At 35.2% G+C, this 18,459-nt stretch carries 12 protein-coding genes; 5 read left to right on the top strand and 7 right to left on the bottom strand.

The window, feature by feature from the left end:
* Positions 1 to 7 precede the first annotated feature (7 nt).
* Positions 8 to 676, bottom strand: coding sequence for a phospholipase A (locus GIY83_RS02850; RefSeq protein WP_229029195.1), 669 nt, complete (start codon positions 674 to 676; stop codon positions 8 to 10).
* Between the two features lie 546 nt (positions 677 to 1,222).
* Between GIY83_RS02850 and GIY83_RS02845 the strand changes: the two genes are divergently transcribed.
* The 5 genes from GIY83_RS02845 (at position 1,223) to GIY83_RS02825 (ending at position 7,057) form a co-directional block, all read left to right on the top strand.
* On the top strand, positions 1,223 to 1,798 hold the full coding sequence (locus GIY83_RS02845) for a hypothetical protein (RefSeq protein WP_194618996.1): 576 nt from the start codon (positions 1,223 to 1,225) through the stop codon (positions 1,796 to 1,798).
* 3 nt (positions 1,799 to 1,801) lie between these two features.
* A complete protein-coding gene (locus GIY83_RS02840; RefSeq protein WP_194618998.1) occupies positions 1,802 to 3,922 on the top strand; it encodes a cation:proton antiporter in 2,121 nt (706 codons plus the stop codon).
* A gap of 260 nt (positions 3,923 to 4,182) precedes the next feature.
* The gene (locus tag GIY83_RS02835) at positions 4,183 to 4,737 is read left to right on the top strand and encodes an STM3941 family protein (protein ID WP_194619000.1); all 555 of its coding nucleotides are present in this window, start codon (positions 4,183 to 4,185) and stop codon (positions 4,735 to 4,737) included.
* A gap of 201 nt (positions 4,738 to 4,938) precedes the next feature.
* The gene (locus tag GIY83_RS02830; RefSeq protein WP_194619002.1) at positions 4,939 to 5,817 is read left to right on the top strand and encodes a helix-turn-helix transcriptional regulator; all 879 of its coding nucleotides are present in this window, start codon (positions 4,939 to 4,941) and stop codon (positions 5,815 to 5,817) included.
* A 70-nt stretch (positions 5,818 to 5,887) separates the two neighbouring features.
* Complete coding sequence (locus GIY83_RS02825) at positions 5,888 to 7,057, top strand: iron-containing alcohol dehydrogenase (protein WP_208684601.1); 1,170 nt, start codon at positions 5,888 to 5,890, stop codon at positions 7,055 to 7,057.
* 97 nt (positions 7,058 to 7,154) lie between these two features.
* Here the strand turns inward: GIY83_RS02825 and GIY83_RS02820 are convergent, their stop codons facing one another.
* The 6 genes from GIY83_RS02820 to GIY83_RS02795 all read right to left on the bottom strand — a co-directional run bounded on the left by GIY83_RS02820 (position 7,155) and on the right by GIY83_RS02795 (position 17,775).
* Entirely contained in the window at positions 7,155 to 9,530 is a 2,376-nt protein-coding gene (locus GIY83_RS02820; protein ID WP_229029194.1) for a DUF4982 domain-containing protein, read from the bottom strand.
* Positions 9,531 to 9,885: 355 nt separating this feature from the next.
* Positions 9,886 to 10,845, bottom strand: coding sequence for a glycosyl hydrolase 53 family protein (locus GIY83_RS02815; protein ID WP_229029193.1), 960 nt, complete (start codon positions 10,843 to 10,845; stop codon positions 9,886 to 9,888).
* 75 nt (positions 10,846 to 10,920) lie between these two features.
* Positions 10,921 to 12,018 (bottom strand): glycosyl hydrolase 53 family protein, encoded by a 1,098-nt coding sequence (locus GIY83_RS02810; RefSeq protein ID WP_208684598.1) that lies wholly within the window; start codon positions 12,016 to 12,018, stop codon positions 10,921 to 10,923.
* A 97-nt stretch (positions 12,019 to 12,115) separates the two neighbouring features.
* Positions 12,116 to 13,183 carry a SusE domain-containing protein gene (locus GIY83_RS02805; RefSeq protein WP_208684596.1) on the bottom strand — a complete coding sequence of 356 codons (1,068 nt, stop codon included), beginning with the start codon at positions 13,181 to 13,183 and terminating at the stop codon, positions 12,116 to 12,118.
* 31 nt (positions 13,184 to 13,214) lie between these two features.
* Positions 13,215 to 14,822, bottom strand: coding sequence for a RagB/SusD family nutrient uptake outer membrane protein (locus GIY83_RS02800; protein ID WP_208684594.1), 1,608 nt, complete (start codon positions 14,820 to 14,822; stop codon positions 13,215 to 13,217).
* A gap of 10 nt (positions 14,823 to 14,832) precedes the next feature.
* Positions 14,833 to 17,775: a SusC/RagA family TonB-linked outer membrane protein gene (locus GIY83_RS02795; protein ID WP_208684591.1), complete on the bottom strand. Its 2,943-nt coding sequence runs from the start codon at positions 17,773 to 17,775 to the stop codon at positions 14,833 to 14,835.
* Between the last annotated feature and the right edge of the window lie 684 nt (positions 17,776 to 18,459).

Here is an 18,459-nt window from a genome sequence, read left to right as displayed (position 1 = left end):
TGTGAATTTAGAAAATACCCATATTTTCAGGTTTGATCGTAAATCCTATACGCACCATGCTTTTGTGTTCCTGATAATCGATCAAACTTTCTGTATACCCCACAAACCATTGTAGCGTGAGATAATAATTCTCGCTTTTGTATGGCCTCCAGTTTACTTGTGTCTGTAAGGATCCGTAATTAATAAGACCGCTTCCTTTCCTGAAAAGAATGTCCGCGCTCCATCGTCCGGGTTGTATCTGATACGTGGCACTCGCTTCGCCATAACCTACATATTTGGTAAGTCCGGGATTATCCTCTTTATCCACAAGCGGAATCCATCCTCTTAAACCAACAATCCATCGTGGAGAAATCTGAGATTTTAAAGAAAAAGCAAGCATGTTCCAGGTTCTTGAGTAAATAGAATCCCTTCCATTTGATTCATGTTCGAATGAGACGCTTCCATACGTAAGCCTTCCTCCTTTTAGATAAAACGGACGAACAATCGCTACACCGGGATTAAAATTAATTTCTGAGAATGGTTTTGAACTTGCATAAATATCCCAAAACGCCTTTTGGGTATACATTAAATAGGGAAAAAATCCACCCCACAAAGGCTTTGAATTCAATCGTAATTTAAAACTTACCTGATATTTTACATCAGCAGTATTTCTTGTAATATCGGTATTGACAGGCACTCCCGTTAAAAAATAATTGTCTTTGTGAACAGAAAAACTGGGCTCTTTTAAAAGCGAATCTGCTGCCCGGAAATTTTTTTTCTCTTCTACAATCTGAGAAATTTGCGAGTTTGATTTAATTGAAAATAAAACAAAAAAAATCAGTAGGTATTTGAAATGCATTATAAATAGTAATTGTAATTATTTTTAAAATAAATGTACTTGAATTTAAGGCATCACATTAACTCAATAAAAATAAGGTTAACTCAATAACTTTAAGCCAATTTTTTTTTAAAACAATAATAGATTTTTACAAAAGCTGCTCATCATCCATAAAAAAGAAACATAGTCACTTATTACAGAATCATCTGCATGTGTTTTATATGTATCTTCTAATGTTTAATACTCCAATTTTTTTCAGCCAAAAGTAAAACCAGTTAAATCTTAATGAGCCAAAAACAGGCTTTTTCCTAATTATTTTAGTACCTTGTAGTACCTAAGTTTCTTTTGCACTCGTAAAAGTGTGCATTTTTATTTCCACAAAATGTAATCCATAAGACCTGTTTTATGAAAAAAATCCCTCTATTATTGATCCTTACATTCCTTTTTATTTCATGTGAAAACAAAAAAGAACTTGAACTGCAAGAAAGAGAACAAGCTTTGAATGTAAGAGAAGAAAAAATAGCCGAAAAGGAATCAGACTATCAATCCCTGCTCCAGTTTCGCGACAGTATTTACGCTTTAAAAGATACCGTAAAAGACATTACCTTCTCTATAAAAGAATGGCCGGAAAACATTCAGGGAATCTGGAACAGTAAAATGTTGTGTCGTGAATCTAACTGTAGTAAATATGTAATTGGAGATCAGCGCAACGAAACCTGGCAATTTTTATCAGATTCAACCGGAATTTATACGAATGTTTTAAACAACAAAAAGCTCATTCGTGTGTTTCAGGCAAAATATATTGAGGATAAAATATTGCTTGAATTTAAAACCGACACTATCTCTAAAAATGGTGTAAAAATGAATGTAGTTCTTGATGATATCAAAAACAATGTTATAAAAGGTACTCAGACCATAACAGGACAGGATAATTGTACAGCAAGATTTTCTGTTGAACTTACTCTTCCTCAAAAAAAATAAAATATGTTACTAAGTATACAACACGTAAGCCTCCCCATAGAAGATCCGCTGTTAAAATTCCTGATTGAGCTTGTCATAATATTATGTATTCCGCTTTTGCTCAATAAAATAAAAGTACCGCATCTTTTAGGTCTTATTATAGCCGGAGCTGTCATAGGCCCAAACGGATTTAATGTGCTTGCCAGGGACAGCAGCGTTGTGGTAACGGGTACAACCGGACTTCTTTATATCATGTTTTTAGCAGGACTTGAAATTGACATGGGTGATTTTAAAAAGAACAAATGGAAGAGTATCACCTTTTCGATTTATACTTTTATAGTGCCTTTTGTACTGGGACTTATTGGCGGTTACTATGTCTTGCATTTTTCAGTTTTAACTACCGTACTTTTTGCCAGCCTTTTTTCGTCGCATACTCTTATTGTATATCCAATGATAAGCAAACTTGGCATCGCCAAAAAACTGGCTGTAAACATAACTGTTGGCGGAACAATGATTACCGATGTATTGTCACTGGTCGTTTTAGCCGTCGTCGTAGGTATGTCGCAGGGAGAAGTAGGAACTTCATTCTGGGTAAAATTATCCGTTTCTATGCTGGTATTTGCTTTGATTGTTTTACTTGTGTTTCCTATTATAGCGCGCTGGTTTTTTAAGAATGTCGAGGATAAAATTTCGCAGTATATATTTGTCATTGTCATGATATACCTTGCTGCTTTACTGGCCGAATTAGCCGGAATTGAAGCCATCATTGGAGCTTTCTTTGCCGGACTTGCCCTTAACCGACTTATACCGCATACCTCATCGCTTATGAACCGTGTAGAATTTGTTGGAAACGCGATTTTCATTCCCTTCTTTCTTATAAGTGTTGGTATGCTTATCGATTTTAACGCTTTTATTCAGAGTTGGGAAACGCTGGGTGTAGCTTCAGTAATGCTGATAGCTTCTATTGGGGGGAAATATGCAGCCGCTATTTTGACCAAAAAAACATTCAGCCTTACCAATGACGAGGGTACGCTTATTTTCGGGATGAGCGCCGCCTCTGCAGCTGCAACACTGGCTTCTGTAATGGTAGGATACAATATTATTTTGTTCGAAAATGAAGCAGGAGAACCTGTCCGACTTTTGAATGAACACGTGCTAAACGGAAGTATTTTACTTATCCTGGTTTCCTGTACAATTTCATCATTTGTTTCGATGGCAAGTGCACAAAGAATTGCAGATTCAGATAAAGAAGAAACGGTTGCAGGAACAAGTCATGAAAATGAAAAAATCCTTTTGGCATTAAACCATGAAAATACCGTTGAAAAAATAGTAAATCTTGGTTTGCTCATCAAAACACAAACCAATAAAGACAGCCTGTTTGCCGTAAATATTATCAATGAAGATAAAAGTGAATCTTCGTCTAAAAATGCAGAAAAATTGCTTGGCGAAGCTGTAAATATGGCTGCCGGAGCAGATGTAAAACTAAATCCTATTACCCGATATGATAATGATGTCGTATTAGGGATAAGCAATGTTGCCAAGGAACAAAATATTACAGATCTCATCATTGGACTGGAGGAAGAAAAAGGCTTTTCATCTTCATTCACCTATAATCTTTATAACGGTTACCTGCGCAACAAGGAAATAAATGTTATTATATATCATGCCGTTCAACCCGTTGCTACTATAAAAAAATACGCTGTACTAATTCCTGCAAATGCAGAACGTGAGCCCGGTTTTTTTCATTCCTTGTTAAGGGTTTGGAATATAGGTAAAAACTCAGGGGCCAAAATGAGTTTTTATGCCAATGATAAAACAACCGAAATTTTAAAGAGTATTATTAAAAAAGCCAATATTGAAGCCATTTTTAATACTGTAACAACATGGCAGGAAGCCCAGGAAGCTGCCTGTACTTTAGAACAGGACGAAGGTTTGATTATACTAATGGCAGACAGAGGAATGCATTCCTATATTCCGCAAATGCAAAATGTCCCGGAAATTTTAAATAAAAACCTCAACAACAATAATTATATTCTAATTTATCCTTTTTCGAAAATGGACAAAACGGTTACCGAAAAAAGAGCCGTAAGCAATCTGGATGATTTTGCTGATATTGGAAAAATCATTGGACGAATTTTTAAATAAATTAAATATAAATAAATAAACCTGTTGGGTGTCACGCATAAAAAAATAAATTAAACACATAGAAACATAGATTTTATATTTTTGAAAAGATTATTGAAAGAAACTTGTTTCTAACACATATTCCCGATAGCTATCGGGATGTGTTAATGCAAGTAAAACGTCTTTCTTAAGTTCAGTAATTCTATGTTTCTATGTGTTAAAAATAATTTCACCCAATGGGTCAATAAATATTCAAATACAAACAATCAATTCAATTTAAAATGCAGGAAATTAACACAACAGGCAATGGAATTCAACTTTACAGAAATTCAAAGAAAACAAAAAAACTATTATTCACCTCTTTGGGAGTCTGTCTTATTCTGCTTCTTGTTATAATCTATAGTGCCGGAATATTTGATAACGAGCTCAAAATAAAACCACTTGTATTTTCAGGGGCAGCATTTTTAATCATGTTTATTCTTTTATTAAAAAGTGTACTGAGCTTAAAAGACAAAAGCCCTTTAATTGAACTCAATAAACACAACTTTTATGGCAAAACTACGCCTATGTCAAAATCATTTGGCATTGTAAACTGGGAAGATGTAGCCGATATTCAATCAGAAAAAAACGGAGGAGATACTTTGGTTGTGGTTACTATCAATAATCCTGAAAAATACAAAGGAAGACTTTCTAAAATGCTTTGGAATATGGCTCTTAACAAAGAAACGAATCAATTAACATTAATGTATTCTGCTTCTGAAATTGATGTTGATTCTAATGAGCTTTTTAATCTGTTTCATAAATCATGGAAAGAAATTGCTCTTGTAAGCAGATAAACGTTCCAGATATATAACAAAAACCAGCTTTTTTTATACAAGTATTTAAAATAGCGAACTAACGAATAATAATATTGCACTATTGTTTAAATTTGCAAAATTATTATTCGTTTTAGTTTCCCTAAATAAAATATCTCAATAACAAAATCCAGTCAATATCACACAACTTAAAAAAGCTGTTTGGTATTAGAAATATATCTAATGAACATAAAAAGGTCCGAGCTTAAAAAAAATCTTCAAAAAACAGAAGATAAAAATTTATCATTTCGTGTTTTTGATTTAGAAAAGGAACATTTAAAAAGCTATCAGCAACCGCACAAAAATGATCACTTTTTTATTATCGTTGTAGCAAAAGGAAAAGTTGAAATACAGATCGAAGACAAAATTCATTTTCTCAAAACAGGGAAAATTTCTATTATCTTTCCGGAACAAATTTGCTTTTTATCTAATTTTAGCGATGACTTAACCGGTAAAATAATTTTATTTGAAGAAGTACTATTTTGTTCCGATATATTAAAAAACGAGTTAAGTCCTTATAACGTAAATCTTTCTGCCAATCTTAATTGTACAGCACTTCCCAATCAGGAATTCGAAGAAGCAATTGCCCTTGTAAAAAACATTCAGAATATTTACAATAAACCAAGCCTTGTCAAAAAAGAACAAGCCCGCTTTTACATCAAAGTGTTTTTATTGGGACTTATAGAATCTGTACATGGTCAACATCCTGTATTACATCAAAAAACAAATCAGCATATTTATATTGGTTTTAAAAAATTATTAAATCAACAATATAAAAGTGAACGCACAGTGCAATACTACGCGTCACAACTTTCTATTAGTCCTAAAAAACTCAATGAAATAACCAAAAAGCATTGTGGTGAAACTGCAATAAATGCGATTCATAATAGGATCCTGACAGAAATCAAACGTCAATTATTGTTTTCTGATCTCTCACACAAAGAAATTGCTTTTGAGCTGGGATTTAGTTCTCCGTCAGCACTTAATAAATTTGTACGGGCAAAACTCAAAGAAACACCTACCGAACTTCAGCAGGAATTGGCGCAAATTTATACCGCATAGTCTTGTTTGTATAACATACTGCCCTGCCCTCGCATTTAACTTTGCATCAATAATTAAATACTATTTAAAGATGAGCAAACTATTTGTTGCAGGAGAAGTTTTCCATGGTCCCGGAAGTCTTGAAGAATTAAAAAATATAAAAGGTAAAAAAGCTTTTATCGTAACTGGCGGAAGTTCGATGAAAAAAAGCGGAACGCTGGATAAAGCTTTGGCATTTTTGAACGAAGCAGGAATAGCAACTTTTGTATTTGATGGTGTCGAAGAAGATCCGTCATCAGCAACCAGTTTTAAAGGTGCGGAAGCTATGCGTGAGTTTCAGCCGGACTGGATCGTAGGTATTGGTGGATGTTCTGCAATTGATGCTGCTAAAACAATGTGGATTTTTTACGAACACCCAAATATCGAATTTGATTCACTTATTAAACCGTTTAGCGTACCGGTACTTAGAAACAAAGCCAGATTTATAGCCATTCCGTCTACTAGCGGAACAGGAACTGAAACAACAGGTTTGGCGGTAATCACAGATCGTGAAAAAGGAGTAAAATATCCAATTGTTTCATATGAATTAACTCCGGATATTGCCATAATCGATGGAGAAATTTGTGCCTCGATGCCAGCTCATGTAACATCAAATACAGGTTTAGATGCGTTAACACATTGTGTTGAAGCCTATGTTTCTAATATTGATGATAATTTTGCTGATGTTTTAGCAAAAGGCGGATTAGAAATTGTTTTTGATAATCTGGAAGAAGCTGTAAAAAATCCTTCAAATATTACTGCACGTCAAAATATGCACGATGCTTCATTTATGGGAGGTTTAGCTTTTAATAATGCATGGTTAGGAATTGTTCACTCGTTGTCTCATCAGGTAGGTGCTTTATATGGTATTCCGCACGGATGTGCAAATGCGATCTTCTTACCTAACGTTATTCGATATAATAATTCGGCTACTACTAAATTTCCATCACTGGCAAAAGTAATTGGACTTGAAACTGCTGAAGAACTGGCACAGTCTATTGAAGGATTAAGAAAAAGAGTCAACAATATTTCTTCTCTAAAAGAATTTGGAATTTCAAAAGAAGACTGGGACAAAAATCTGGATTACATTGCCAATAATGCATTAATTGATCCATGTACCGGTTTTAATCCAAGAGTAACAAACCTGGAAGATTTGAAAGACATTTATAATGCTTGCTACGAAGGTGTTGTTTATCCTAATGATGCGGTAGTTACAAACTAGTTTTAACAAAAACAAAAAGCCACTCGATTTGAGTGGCTTTTTAACTAACTAACTTAATCTCTGCAAACTTTTTAATGTTATTGCAATATTGTAATTACTAAAGTTCAGACTTTAAATTTATCTTCCCTTTCTGAAGTCCTTTACCTGTTACTTCCAATTGTATTGCTCCAGCAGTTTTGACTGCTTTAACCAAAACGACGAGTTTTCCGCTGAAAAGCTTCATTTTATTTTCATGAAATATTTCTAATGATGTGGCATCGCCATTACAAGCAGCTCTGTAAGTTGCAGCGCCAGTTACTTTAAAGTTTAGTTCATTGATTGCTGTAGGACACGGAATTCCGTTTTTATCCACAACCGAAACCGTTACAAAAGAAATATCTTCTCCGTCAGCCTTAATAGTTTCGCGATCTGCTTCGAGAACAATTTTATAGGCATCTGTGGCTGTTTTAACCTCGCTTTCGGCAGCTATTTTACCATTCGAATCAAATGCTACCACTTTTACCGTTCCAGGTTCGTATTTCACATCATTCCACATTAAACGATAGCGGTTTTGCGGAGTTGAATTGTTTTTTTTCTGAACGCCCATGCTTTTTCCATTTACAAAAAGCTCTGCGCTGTCATAGTTTGTGTAAACAAAAACAGGAGTAATCTCGCCTTCTCTTCCTTTCCAGTTCCAATGTGGCAATATATGAAGCGTTTTATCCTGCTTATTCCATCTGCTTCTGTACAAATAAAAACGGTCTTTAGGAAGTCCTGCTAAATCTGAAATACCGAAATAAGAACTTCTTGATGGCCATTTTTCATCATAAGGCGTTGGCTCTCCTAAATAATCAAAACCTGTCCAGACAAATTCGCCTATAACCCAAGGTTTATCATCCTGCAATACAAAATCTTCATCAGGAACATTCGACCAGCTGCAAGCTTCAAGATCATAAGATGAAGATTGAAGATCATTGTATTGCTTCTCTTTTTGCTGCACAACAGGAAATTTATAAATTCCTCTTGAACTCACTGTTGAAGCTGTTTCTGAACCCAAAATAAATCCTTGCGGAAATGATTTGTACGCTTCTTCATAAAGATGCACTCTGTAATTCAAACCAGGTACATCTAATAAAGCCCCAAAACCGGATTCCATAGTTTGTTTTACCTGATCCATTCCCACCGTTACCGGGCGCGTAGGATCTTCTCTATGAAAAACATCCTGTAAAAACTTAGCTCTTTTTAAACCTTCGGCTCCATATTGATCCGGAACTTCATTTCCTGAACTCCACATTACAATACAAGGATGATTTCGTGTGGCTCTTACCAGATTTACAATATCTTTCTCTGCATATTCTTCAAAAAAACGATGATATCCGTTTTTTACCTTTGGCTTTGCCCATTCATCAAAACTTTCAGCCAGAAACATAAATCCCATTTCGTCAGCCAATTCAAGCTGTTCAAAAGACGGCATATTATGAGAACTTCTAATGGCGTTACAGCCCATATCTTTCAGAATCGTAAGCTGTCTTCTAAGCGCCGCTTTATTTACTGCAACACCAAGAGGTCCAAGGTCATGATGAAGACAAACCCCTTTAAATTTTGTTACTTTTCCGTTAAGACTAAAGCCAATATGCGGTTCGTATTTAATCGATCTGATACCAAATTTTATACTTTGTTCGTCTTTTAAAGTTCCGTCAGCTGCGTATAATTTAGTAATCGCGGTATACAAATAGGGCGTTTCAGGGCTCCATAAATGAGGTTTGGCAACAGCAATACTTTGATGAAATTTTCCGTCTTTCATTTCTGTCTCTTTCTGTGTCACTACTACATTATTATCTGCATCTTTTATTTGCGTTAGCATTGACAGATTATCGCCATTAACTTCTGCTTTAAGATCCACAACAGCGGTATTTTCATTGATGTCAGGAGTGGTAATAAAAGTTCCCCATTGCGTAAAACTTTCCTGCTCTTTTACCACGATACTCACTTTTCTGTATAAACCGGCTCCGGGATACCATCTTGACGAAAATGGTTCATTGGTCAATTTTACTGCCAGCAGGTTTTCTGCTCCCGGAATAAGATCTTTGCTAATGTCAATATAAAAATAGCTATAACCGTAACCCCATTCTCCTACCTTTTTTCCGTTTAAATAAACCTGAGGTTCACTCATAGCGCCTTCGAAAATAAGAAGTGCTTTTTTTCCTTTTTTAAATTCCGGAATAGAAAATGTATTACGATACCAGCCTGTACCAATATGCGGCAATGCTCCGGTACGGCCCGTTTTTTCGGTAGGCACTTTTTCTCCATTTTGCTCAATTGCCGAAACTTGTTTGTCCCATTCTTTATCAAAAGGTCCATAAATCGCCCAATCGTGCGGAATGCTGACTTTTTCCCATTTCGAAGCATTAAAACCTACAGAAAAAGCATCTCCTTTTACGTCTTTAGAAAAGCGCCAGTTGTCTTTTAAAACAGTAGTAGATTGTGACATCATTTTTCCAGACGAAAAAATCAGAAGAAAAAACGATAGTATTGATCTAAAAATTAATTTCATTTTATTTTTTATTTTTTCACCATTAAGATACTAAGAGCATTTGGCTTAAATCTTAATCCGTTGAATGAAATGGACAAAAATTTAATTAAACACATAGAAACATAGATTTTCTGATTTTGAAAAAAGTAAATCAAAAAGAACTCGTTTCTCACACATAGTCCCGATAGCTATCGGGATGTGTTAATACAAGTGAAACGCCTTTTTTTGAGTTCAGTAATGCTATGTTTCTATGTGTTAAAAATAATTACAACCAATGGTTTAACTTAGTTTGTTAATAGTAAATTTAATTTTTTATTTAATTTTTGAAAGCATCCAATGCCGGTGACGGTTTTCCATCAGAAAGCCAGGCATTCAATTGATAACCACTCCAGCTCTTTTCGCCTTGTGGTTCCCAATAAATCACGCCTAAACCTTTATTATTAGGTACACTTTTTACTGCCTTTATAGTTGCTTCAAGCATTTCTTTGGTATTTTGTACTTGTTCAAAATCACCACCAACTTCAACCACCATTACTTCTTTATTATAGCGGGTTGCCATATCTTTTAGATTATTTTCTAAATCTAAAATAGTACTTTGATAATCGGTTTTGATCCAATACGGATAATACGATAAACCAATTACATCATATTTCACCTTATTTTCAGTCGCTTTGTCAAAAAACCATCTGAATTTTTCGCTTTTATTTCCTTCGTCCAAATGAACAATTACTTTAATTTTTGGGTCGATGCCTTTTGTAGCTTCATATCCTTTATCAAGCAATTGTGCCAATTGACTAAAGTTGTCTGTACTGCCTTCCGGCCAAAGCATACCGCCTGGAATTTCGTTTCCAACCTGAACCCATTCCGGAGTTACTCCTGCTTTTTTTAGCATTTTCAAAACATCATAAGTATGCTGATACACATCGGTTAACAATTCCGGAAAAGAATGTTTTACCCATGCTGCAGGCTTATTTTGTTTGCCGGGATCTGCCCACGAATCGCTGTAATGAAAATCGATCATGATACGCATTCCCATTTTTTGTGCGCGAACAGCCATAACAACCGTTTCTAGGGGACTGCAGTGTCCGCTTGCTTTATCATCATTTGGATTTACCCAAACACGCAAACGAATAGTATTTATTCCACGGTCTTTTAATAATTGCAGACAGTCTTTTTGAGAACCGTCTGCATCATAAAATTTATAGCCTGTTGCTTCCATTTGTGGCAGCCAGCCTACATCTGCCCCATTTGAAAAGGAGTTTTTTTCGCTAATCATTTTTGGTTTACACGAAGTAAACGCAAGGCCCATTAGCATTAAAAAAGATACAATTTTAAGTGATTTTTTCATGTTTTATTCTTTACTGAAAGCTTGCATTACTGACAAGGCATTATTATCAAAACTATACAAAGCCTGATTTTCGAATGTAGAACCGCTTGTCGATTGTGGTCCTTTAAAAGCAACCCATTCGCCTCCCCAATATGCAAATCCTTGTCCAAATTCGGATGTCTTTACTATGTTTTTAATATCCATCACAAAAGTTCTTTGTCCCGCCGGAGTTGCCGGATATCCAGGTACTAGCTGATCGTTTGTTCCTACAATATTATTCGTCTGGTCATTATGTAATAAAGTAAAAGGATATGCGGTTTCTGCAATAAGGACTTTTTTACTGAATTTTTTTCCTACAGCATCAATGGTATTTTTTACTACTGTTAAGTCTTTACCGTGCCAAACCGGATAATAAGATAATCCGATATAATCGTAATCGATACTTTTCATTTTAGTAAAAAACCAATCTGTAGCACCGCCATCTACACCCGCATAATGAATCATTATTTTTGTGTTGGGCGCTTTACTGCGAACTGTTGCGCTCGCTGCAGTTAATAGCGCTATACATTGTTGCTCATTACTGATTAGATTTCCTTGCGGCCATAATAACCCACTATTTATTTCATTACCTATCTGAATAATATCAGGATTGATTTCTGTCATTATGGTTGATGTATAATTGATAACGGCCGTTTTTAAATCTGCAAAATTTAGATTTTTCCATTCTTCCGGAGTGGTTTGAACGCCTGGATCAGCCCAATTGTCAGAATAGTGAACGGTAAGCCAGACTCTTAATCCAGCTTGTCTTGCTTTCTGAGCTAATTGTTTTACTTCGTTTAAACCCGAACGACCGTTTACAGGATTTTTCCATAAACGAATTCTCACGGTATTACAGCCAGCATTTTTTAGTGTGGTAAGCATTGCTTCGGCTTTGCCGTTGCTGTAAAATTTAGTTCCCAAAGATTCCATTTGAGGAAGAAAAGAAACATCTGATGCTCTGATAAAAGTATCAGTTGCATCTGGTGGGTTCACCGGTTCTGTATCCGCAGCATCATTACTCGAGCACGAAAACTGAAGTGCAGTTATAGCCAGTAACCCAAGAATTTTTATATAATTTTTCATGATAATTAGTGAAATTTTAAATTTAAAAATAAGTTTCCTTTAATGTAAAGAGGAAGCCTCAAAATAAGATTGAGGCTTCTCTTATTTTTTAATTCAATTATGGAGTTGGTATAAACATATAACGACCATCTAAGTCATTGAACCAGATTTCATATTTTCCTGCCTCAACAATAATGTCTCCGCCATTATCTCCCCAGCTTACATCCCATTTGCCATTAGCTTTGAATTTCATTTTTCCGGCTTTTAAGGTTTGAGTAACTTTCCAGATATGCGCATCGAACGTTGATGCAACCAAGGCAACATCTGTATCCCATCCGGTATCATCACCTGTTAATACAGATCCAGACAAAGTCATTGTTGCATAAGTGGTCATTGGCCCTGTGTAAGGTGTGATTTTGTATGTTAGTTCTTCAAGATTAACTTCAAAACTATAATAACCTGAAGCTGTCGTTGGGAAAACTCCCGGATCAGTATCGCTTTCTGTTGCTCTGTATTGTACTTTGGCACCATTTGTTCCGTAAGCCGGAGCCCAGAAACCTATTTGCTCTATTAATTTAAAACCATCTTTATTAAAAAATCCAGTATAATAGAACTTTGCATTTTCCTTTGTATCTCTGTAAATTGGCATATTGTTGCTCGTTACGCTCCATCCTGCAGCAGTACCAGGTCCTACTAAAAACAAATCGATTTTAGGGAATACACCTCTGTAAGGAGTCAGTGCAATTGTAATTGGTGTAGAAAGTTTTGGCTCAGAAAGCGTTGTTCCTACCGTAGATTTAATTCTAACATCGATTGTTCCTTCAACATCAGCCGTAAGACCAAGTTCAAGTGCTTTTGCATTAAGCTCTGCCACCGAAATAGCGGCGTGAGTAGAAGTAGAAGTCGTAATATCGACCGGAGCTGCAAACTCTGTATTACTGGCTGCAAACTGTACAGTATAGGTAACAATTGTTGGTGTTCCGTAACTTACTTTTTCCCAGGTTAAAGTCAGGGCGGTATTGTTGGGTGTATCTTTATTTAAAATAGTCGAAGAACCATTTTCAGGTGTAATGATTGAAAAAGCAGCTTCCTGAGGCTCTAAGATCATTAAATCTGTTTCATTTTCACAAGACCAAAGTCCTGTAATTAAGGCAATAGCTATAAAAATTTTATATATGTGTTTCATTTTTCGTATCGTTTATGTTTAAAAAAAAGTTTTAGTAACCCGCGTTTTGAGTCAAATTTCTATTGGCTCCCAATGAACCTTCCGGAATAGGAAAAACGCTCATGTAAGAAGGAATAGAAACTCCTTTTGAAGAATTTCCTTTCCATGCCCAATTGTAAGATCCTCCGGTATATTTTCCAAAACGAATTAAATCTTGTCTTCGGTGTGCCTCCCAGTGTAACTCGCGAGCTCTTTCATCAATAAGAAAATCAAGCGTTAAGTCACTTAAAGTAATGTTTCCAACAGTCGAACCACTATTGGCTCTTTCTCTTAAAGCATTTACATAAGTTAATGACTGAGCACTTGTCCCGTTTCCGCCTCTTAAAGTCGCTTCTGCATACATTAAATACACATCGGCTAATCTGAATAATGGAAAATCAGTATCAGCATAAGTAGAGCTTATACCACTAACTCCCGTCGAAGTTTTATTCGAAAATTTAGATAAAATATAGCCTTGTGTTTTTACGCCAATATCATCAATATCAATAGATCTTTGTTTTGCCGGATCACCCTGAACTCCTTTTCCTACGGTATTTCTGGTATCCTGACTGAACTTGGTACCATCAAATTTCTGAGCAAATTCTTTTCTGATTCTAAGTGCTCCTGTCCATCCGCCAATTCCAAAATCAGCACCATTATTTTCCCAAGCACCAATTTGTCCGTTTGTTAAAACAGTTGTTGCTCCCCAGTTTTGAGAAACCGCTCCATCTGACTGGATTCCGAAAATGATTTCTTCAGAGGTATTGTTATCTGCTTTAAAGTTGTCCAGGTATTTTGGTTTCAAAGTATAACCGCCTGCAATAATTTCGTTACACATTATAATACAATCATCAAAACGATTGGCCTGAATGTAAACCTGAGCATTCAAATACATTTTAGCCAAAATCATGCGCGCCATAGACTGATCTAATCTTCCGTATTCATTTGTTCTGGCTGCTTTTAGATCTGGTAAAACTGCTTTTAATTCATTTTCGATAAAATCAAATAATTGCTTTCTGTTAAACTCAGGTCCGGTAAAATTTACGGGATCGTTCTCAGTATACATTGGTGCTTTTCCAAATAAATCCATCATATTGTAATACGCATACGCTCGTAAAACACGAACTTCTTTACGCCAAAGTGCAATATCTGCTAATGTTGTAGCATTAGTAATACCTCTTGAACTTAATTTTTCGGGTGTACTCTGACGTAAAAACTCGTTGGCATAAGAAACTGAAACCATCGTTCTGCTAAACATTCCTAAAATAACCGGATTTGCCGCTGTCCAGATATTACGTTGTAATTCTGCTGTTCCTCCATCATTTTCATAACTCCAAACCAATTCGTCTGTTGTTAATTCCTGCATGTATAATAAACATCTTGTAAACTGGCTTGTTCCTGCATCTACACCTTCAAGCGAAGAGTTATCAGGGCCAAGTACTCCTGTTAAAGTTAGATTTCCGTACACTCCGGCAAATGCTTGTTTGTATCCTGCAGGTGTAGCAAATAATACATCTGAAGAAAGAACATCGTCATCTTCTGAGACTACATTTAAATCATCAGTACAAGACTGAAAAAGGGTAGTCAATGCTAAAATTGTTATTAAAATATATTTTTTCATCGTTTCGTTATTAAAATTTAAGATTAAGACCAAACAAGATAGATCGCTGTCTTGGATAAATCGTTTTGTCTACACCATTATTAGTAATTTCAGGATCTAAACCACTGTATTTTGTAATTACAAAAACGTTTTGAACTCCGGTTGAAAATCTTAAAGATGCTTTGCTGTTTAGCCAGTTATTCAGCGTGTATCCTAACGTAATATTGTCCATTTTTAAGAAAGACGCATTCTCGATATAAAGATCTGACAGTACTACATTTGAAGTAGTCTGAAAATTAGTTTCTCTTATCTGAGACGGAATATTACTTAAAACACCACCGTTTTCCATCGCATCATATTGTGCTCTGCTGGCGTCTACTGCATTAAAAATCCTATTACCAATACTGGCTCTTAAATTGAATGAAAAATCGAATTTTTTATAATTCATATTAGATGCAAATCCTAAAGTAAAATCTGGATCCGGATTATTATAAATGTATTTATCAGCATCATTTCTGACATTATCGCCATTTAAATCTGCAAAACCTCCTTCGATTGGTTTTCCTTCATTATTGTATAATTGCTTGTATACGTAGAAAGAATACGGCGTATATCCTTCTCTGAAAATTTGGCCCGGAGTTCCTGTTCCTGCAATATTGTCTCCTAAAAAGATATCGCTTCCGTTTACCAGATTCTTGATTCTTCTTTCGAATTTGGCAATATTAAAATTCATATTCCAGTTAAAATTCTCTGTTTTGATAGCATTTGCATTGATCGTAAATTCGACCCCTTTTGTGGTAAAGCTTCCTACGTTTTGATACACACGGTTAGAGAAATTACTACCATCAGATATTGCGGCGTTTACTAATAAATCTTTAGATTCTTTGTAATACACATCAAGTCCGGCAGTTAAACGATTGTCTAAAAAACCAAAATCAAGACCTGCGTTATACGAAGTAGTTTCTTCCCATTTTAAATTATTTGTCCTTTTTGAAGGAAGTGCCACCGGAACCGGACTCGAACCAAAATAGTATTCAGAGTTTCCGCCACCAAGCTGGTATTTTTGCAGGTATCCGTTTGGCTCAGGAATATCCTGTTGCCCTGTTATACCATAACTTAATCTTAATTTTAAATCAGACAATACCGTGCTTTCTTTAAAGAAATCTTCTTTGATTTTCCATGCAAAGGCTACAGATGGAAAATTCCCCCAACGATTCGCTTCTTCAAATCTTGAAGAACCATCTCTTCTGTAAGACAGTGTTAGTAAATATTTATCTCTGAAATTTAAATTTGTTCTGGCAAAGAATCCTAATAAAACAACATCTGTGTCCAGAGTAGTTTCAGGAAATGTAGATGGCAAATCCGGATTTAGAATATTACCGGTTTCAAATTTTGAGCTTTGAAATTTTTGATACGAATAACCACCCGTCATTTCAAAAACCAGTGAGTTGAATGTTTTGTTATACACCAAATAAGTATCTAATAATTTATTCTTTCTGGTCGCTTCTGTATATTCATTTGTACCATACGGAATGTTGTTATTTGATGGCGCAGAACCTGCATCAGCACCAACCAATCTTCTTCTTTCTCCATTCGATTCGTCATAACCCACATTTACAACAGCTCTTAACGCAGGTAAAAAATGAAATTTATAATCAATTTCAAAATTTCCAAAAATTCTGTCATTCGTTCCTCTGTCATTGGTATTCAACAATTGCGAAACTGGATTTCTTGCTGCAGTTGAAACTAAAGGATAATTTCCGTTGGAATCAATTCCGGTAGTATATTCAAAATATCCTCCGTAAGGTGCACCCTCAACTTTGATAGGCTGAGTTGGGTCAAAACCAATAGCAGCTCCTTCAACAGCATCTGTAAATCTGTTTTTTTCGTTGGTATAATTCGCAGAAAGTCTTAGTTTTAAATGATTGTCAAAGAATGTAGGATTCATTACTAAACCAACTGTATTTCTTTTAAAATCATTGGTCAAACGCAATCCTTGCTGATCTGTATTTCCCAAAGTTAAACTTGTTGGAATGATGTTGAATAAACTTCCTCTAACGGCTAAACTCTGATCTATAGTTCCTGTGTTTCTGTAAATTGCTTTTTGCCAATCTGTATTTGCAGTTCCTAATTTATTTAGATCATCGCTTCTTCTGTCTGCGATAACACTTCTAAATTCATCTGCACTAAAAACATCAACTGTTTTAGTTAGCGTGCCCGCAGCATATTGTACATTATAATCTACAGATAATGTTTTGCTTCCTTTTTTGGTAGTAATAATAATAACACCATTTGAAGCACGAGAACCGTAAATTGCAGAAGCCGATGCATCTTTTAAAACCGTAATAGATTCAACAGTCGCTGGATTTAATGATGCCAAAAAGGAAGAAGACCCTGTATTAGTAGCATTGTCAAGCGGTAATCCGTCAATTACAATAAGAGGATCATTACTGGCAAAAAGCGAACTTCCTCCTCGAATTCTGATTTGTGAACTAGAACCTGGAGCACCCGTTGAATTTACGGTTAAACCAGCTACTCTTCCACTAAGCAGATTTTCTGTTGTAATATTATTTCCTTTGTTAAAGTCTTTCGTAGTAAGTGCAGTAACAGATCCGGTAGCGTCTTTCTTTTTCACGCTTCCGTAACCTACCTGAACCACTACTTCTTTTAGTTGATTATTATCTTCTTCCAGATTTACCGTTATGTTTTTCTGTCCGGCAACCGCAATAGTCTGAGTGGTATAACCGGTATAAGAAAATGTAATTTGACTATCTGCTTTTACTCCGGATAATTGAAATTTTCCGTCAAAATCAGTAGAGGTACTAATGTTTGTCCCTACTACTTTAATGTTTACTCCCGGGATGGGCTGCTTGGCCCCCTTTTCCATGACAACTCCGCTAATGGTGTTCTGAGCAAAAACACAAAAAGGAAGTAAGAGTAATAAAAGTAAAAATTTGTTTTTAATTCTTTTCATACTTTTTTAATTGGGTTGGTTTAAGTTAGTGTTGGTTACAAAATGATTGCAGGGATAAATAACCTGTAAAGAAACAAGGCTTATTTTTTTAATAATTCTTTGTATAGAAATCGTTTCTTAAGAGTATAACCTGCTTTTTAAAATAAGCTTACGCTCTTCTTTTTACAATAAGAAAAGATCTTTCTCTGTAGATTTTAATTGAAGTGTTGGTCATCTTTAAATTGTTTTTGGTTAGATAATTGGTTAGTTTGGTTTTATTGACTTACTCTGATCGAAAAATAAAGTAGTATTACTCAAACGTTGTAGCTGTCAACTCACATTGCAAATTAAGGATACAGGAAGTTATTAAGACAGGGAAAAAATCATTTATAAAAGGGGACAATTTCGTAAAAGTGTATATACAACACTTCATAAAAACATATTCTTCAATTTTTTCTTTCAAAAAAAATGATAATCTGAATAATCAACCTCTATAATAATCGATTTAACAATCAAATAGTTTGTGGTTTTTTAATGGGCATATTCTCAAAAAAAAACAATTTTAAAAAGTCTCGAATATTAATTTCTAACTAAGAAAATTCAAAAAACAACGAAATCAGAAACTATCAATAATCCATTTTGGCAATTATTCTTAACACATAGAAACATAGAATTATTGAACTCAAAAAAAGGCGTTTTACTTGC

The sequence above is a fragment of the Flavobacterium sp. SLB02 genome (assembly GCF_009664855.1).
In the GTDB taxonomy this organism is placed as follows: Bacteria; Bacteroidota; Bacteroidia; order Flavobacteriales; family Flavobacteriaceae; genus Flavobacterium.
Note: the sequence above shows the minus strand (reverse complement) of the source record. Positions and strands in the feature narration are given on the sequence as shown.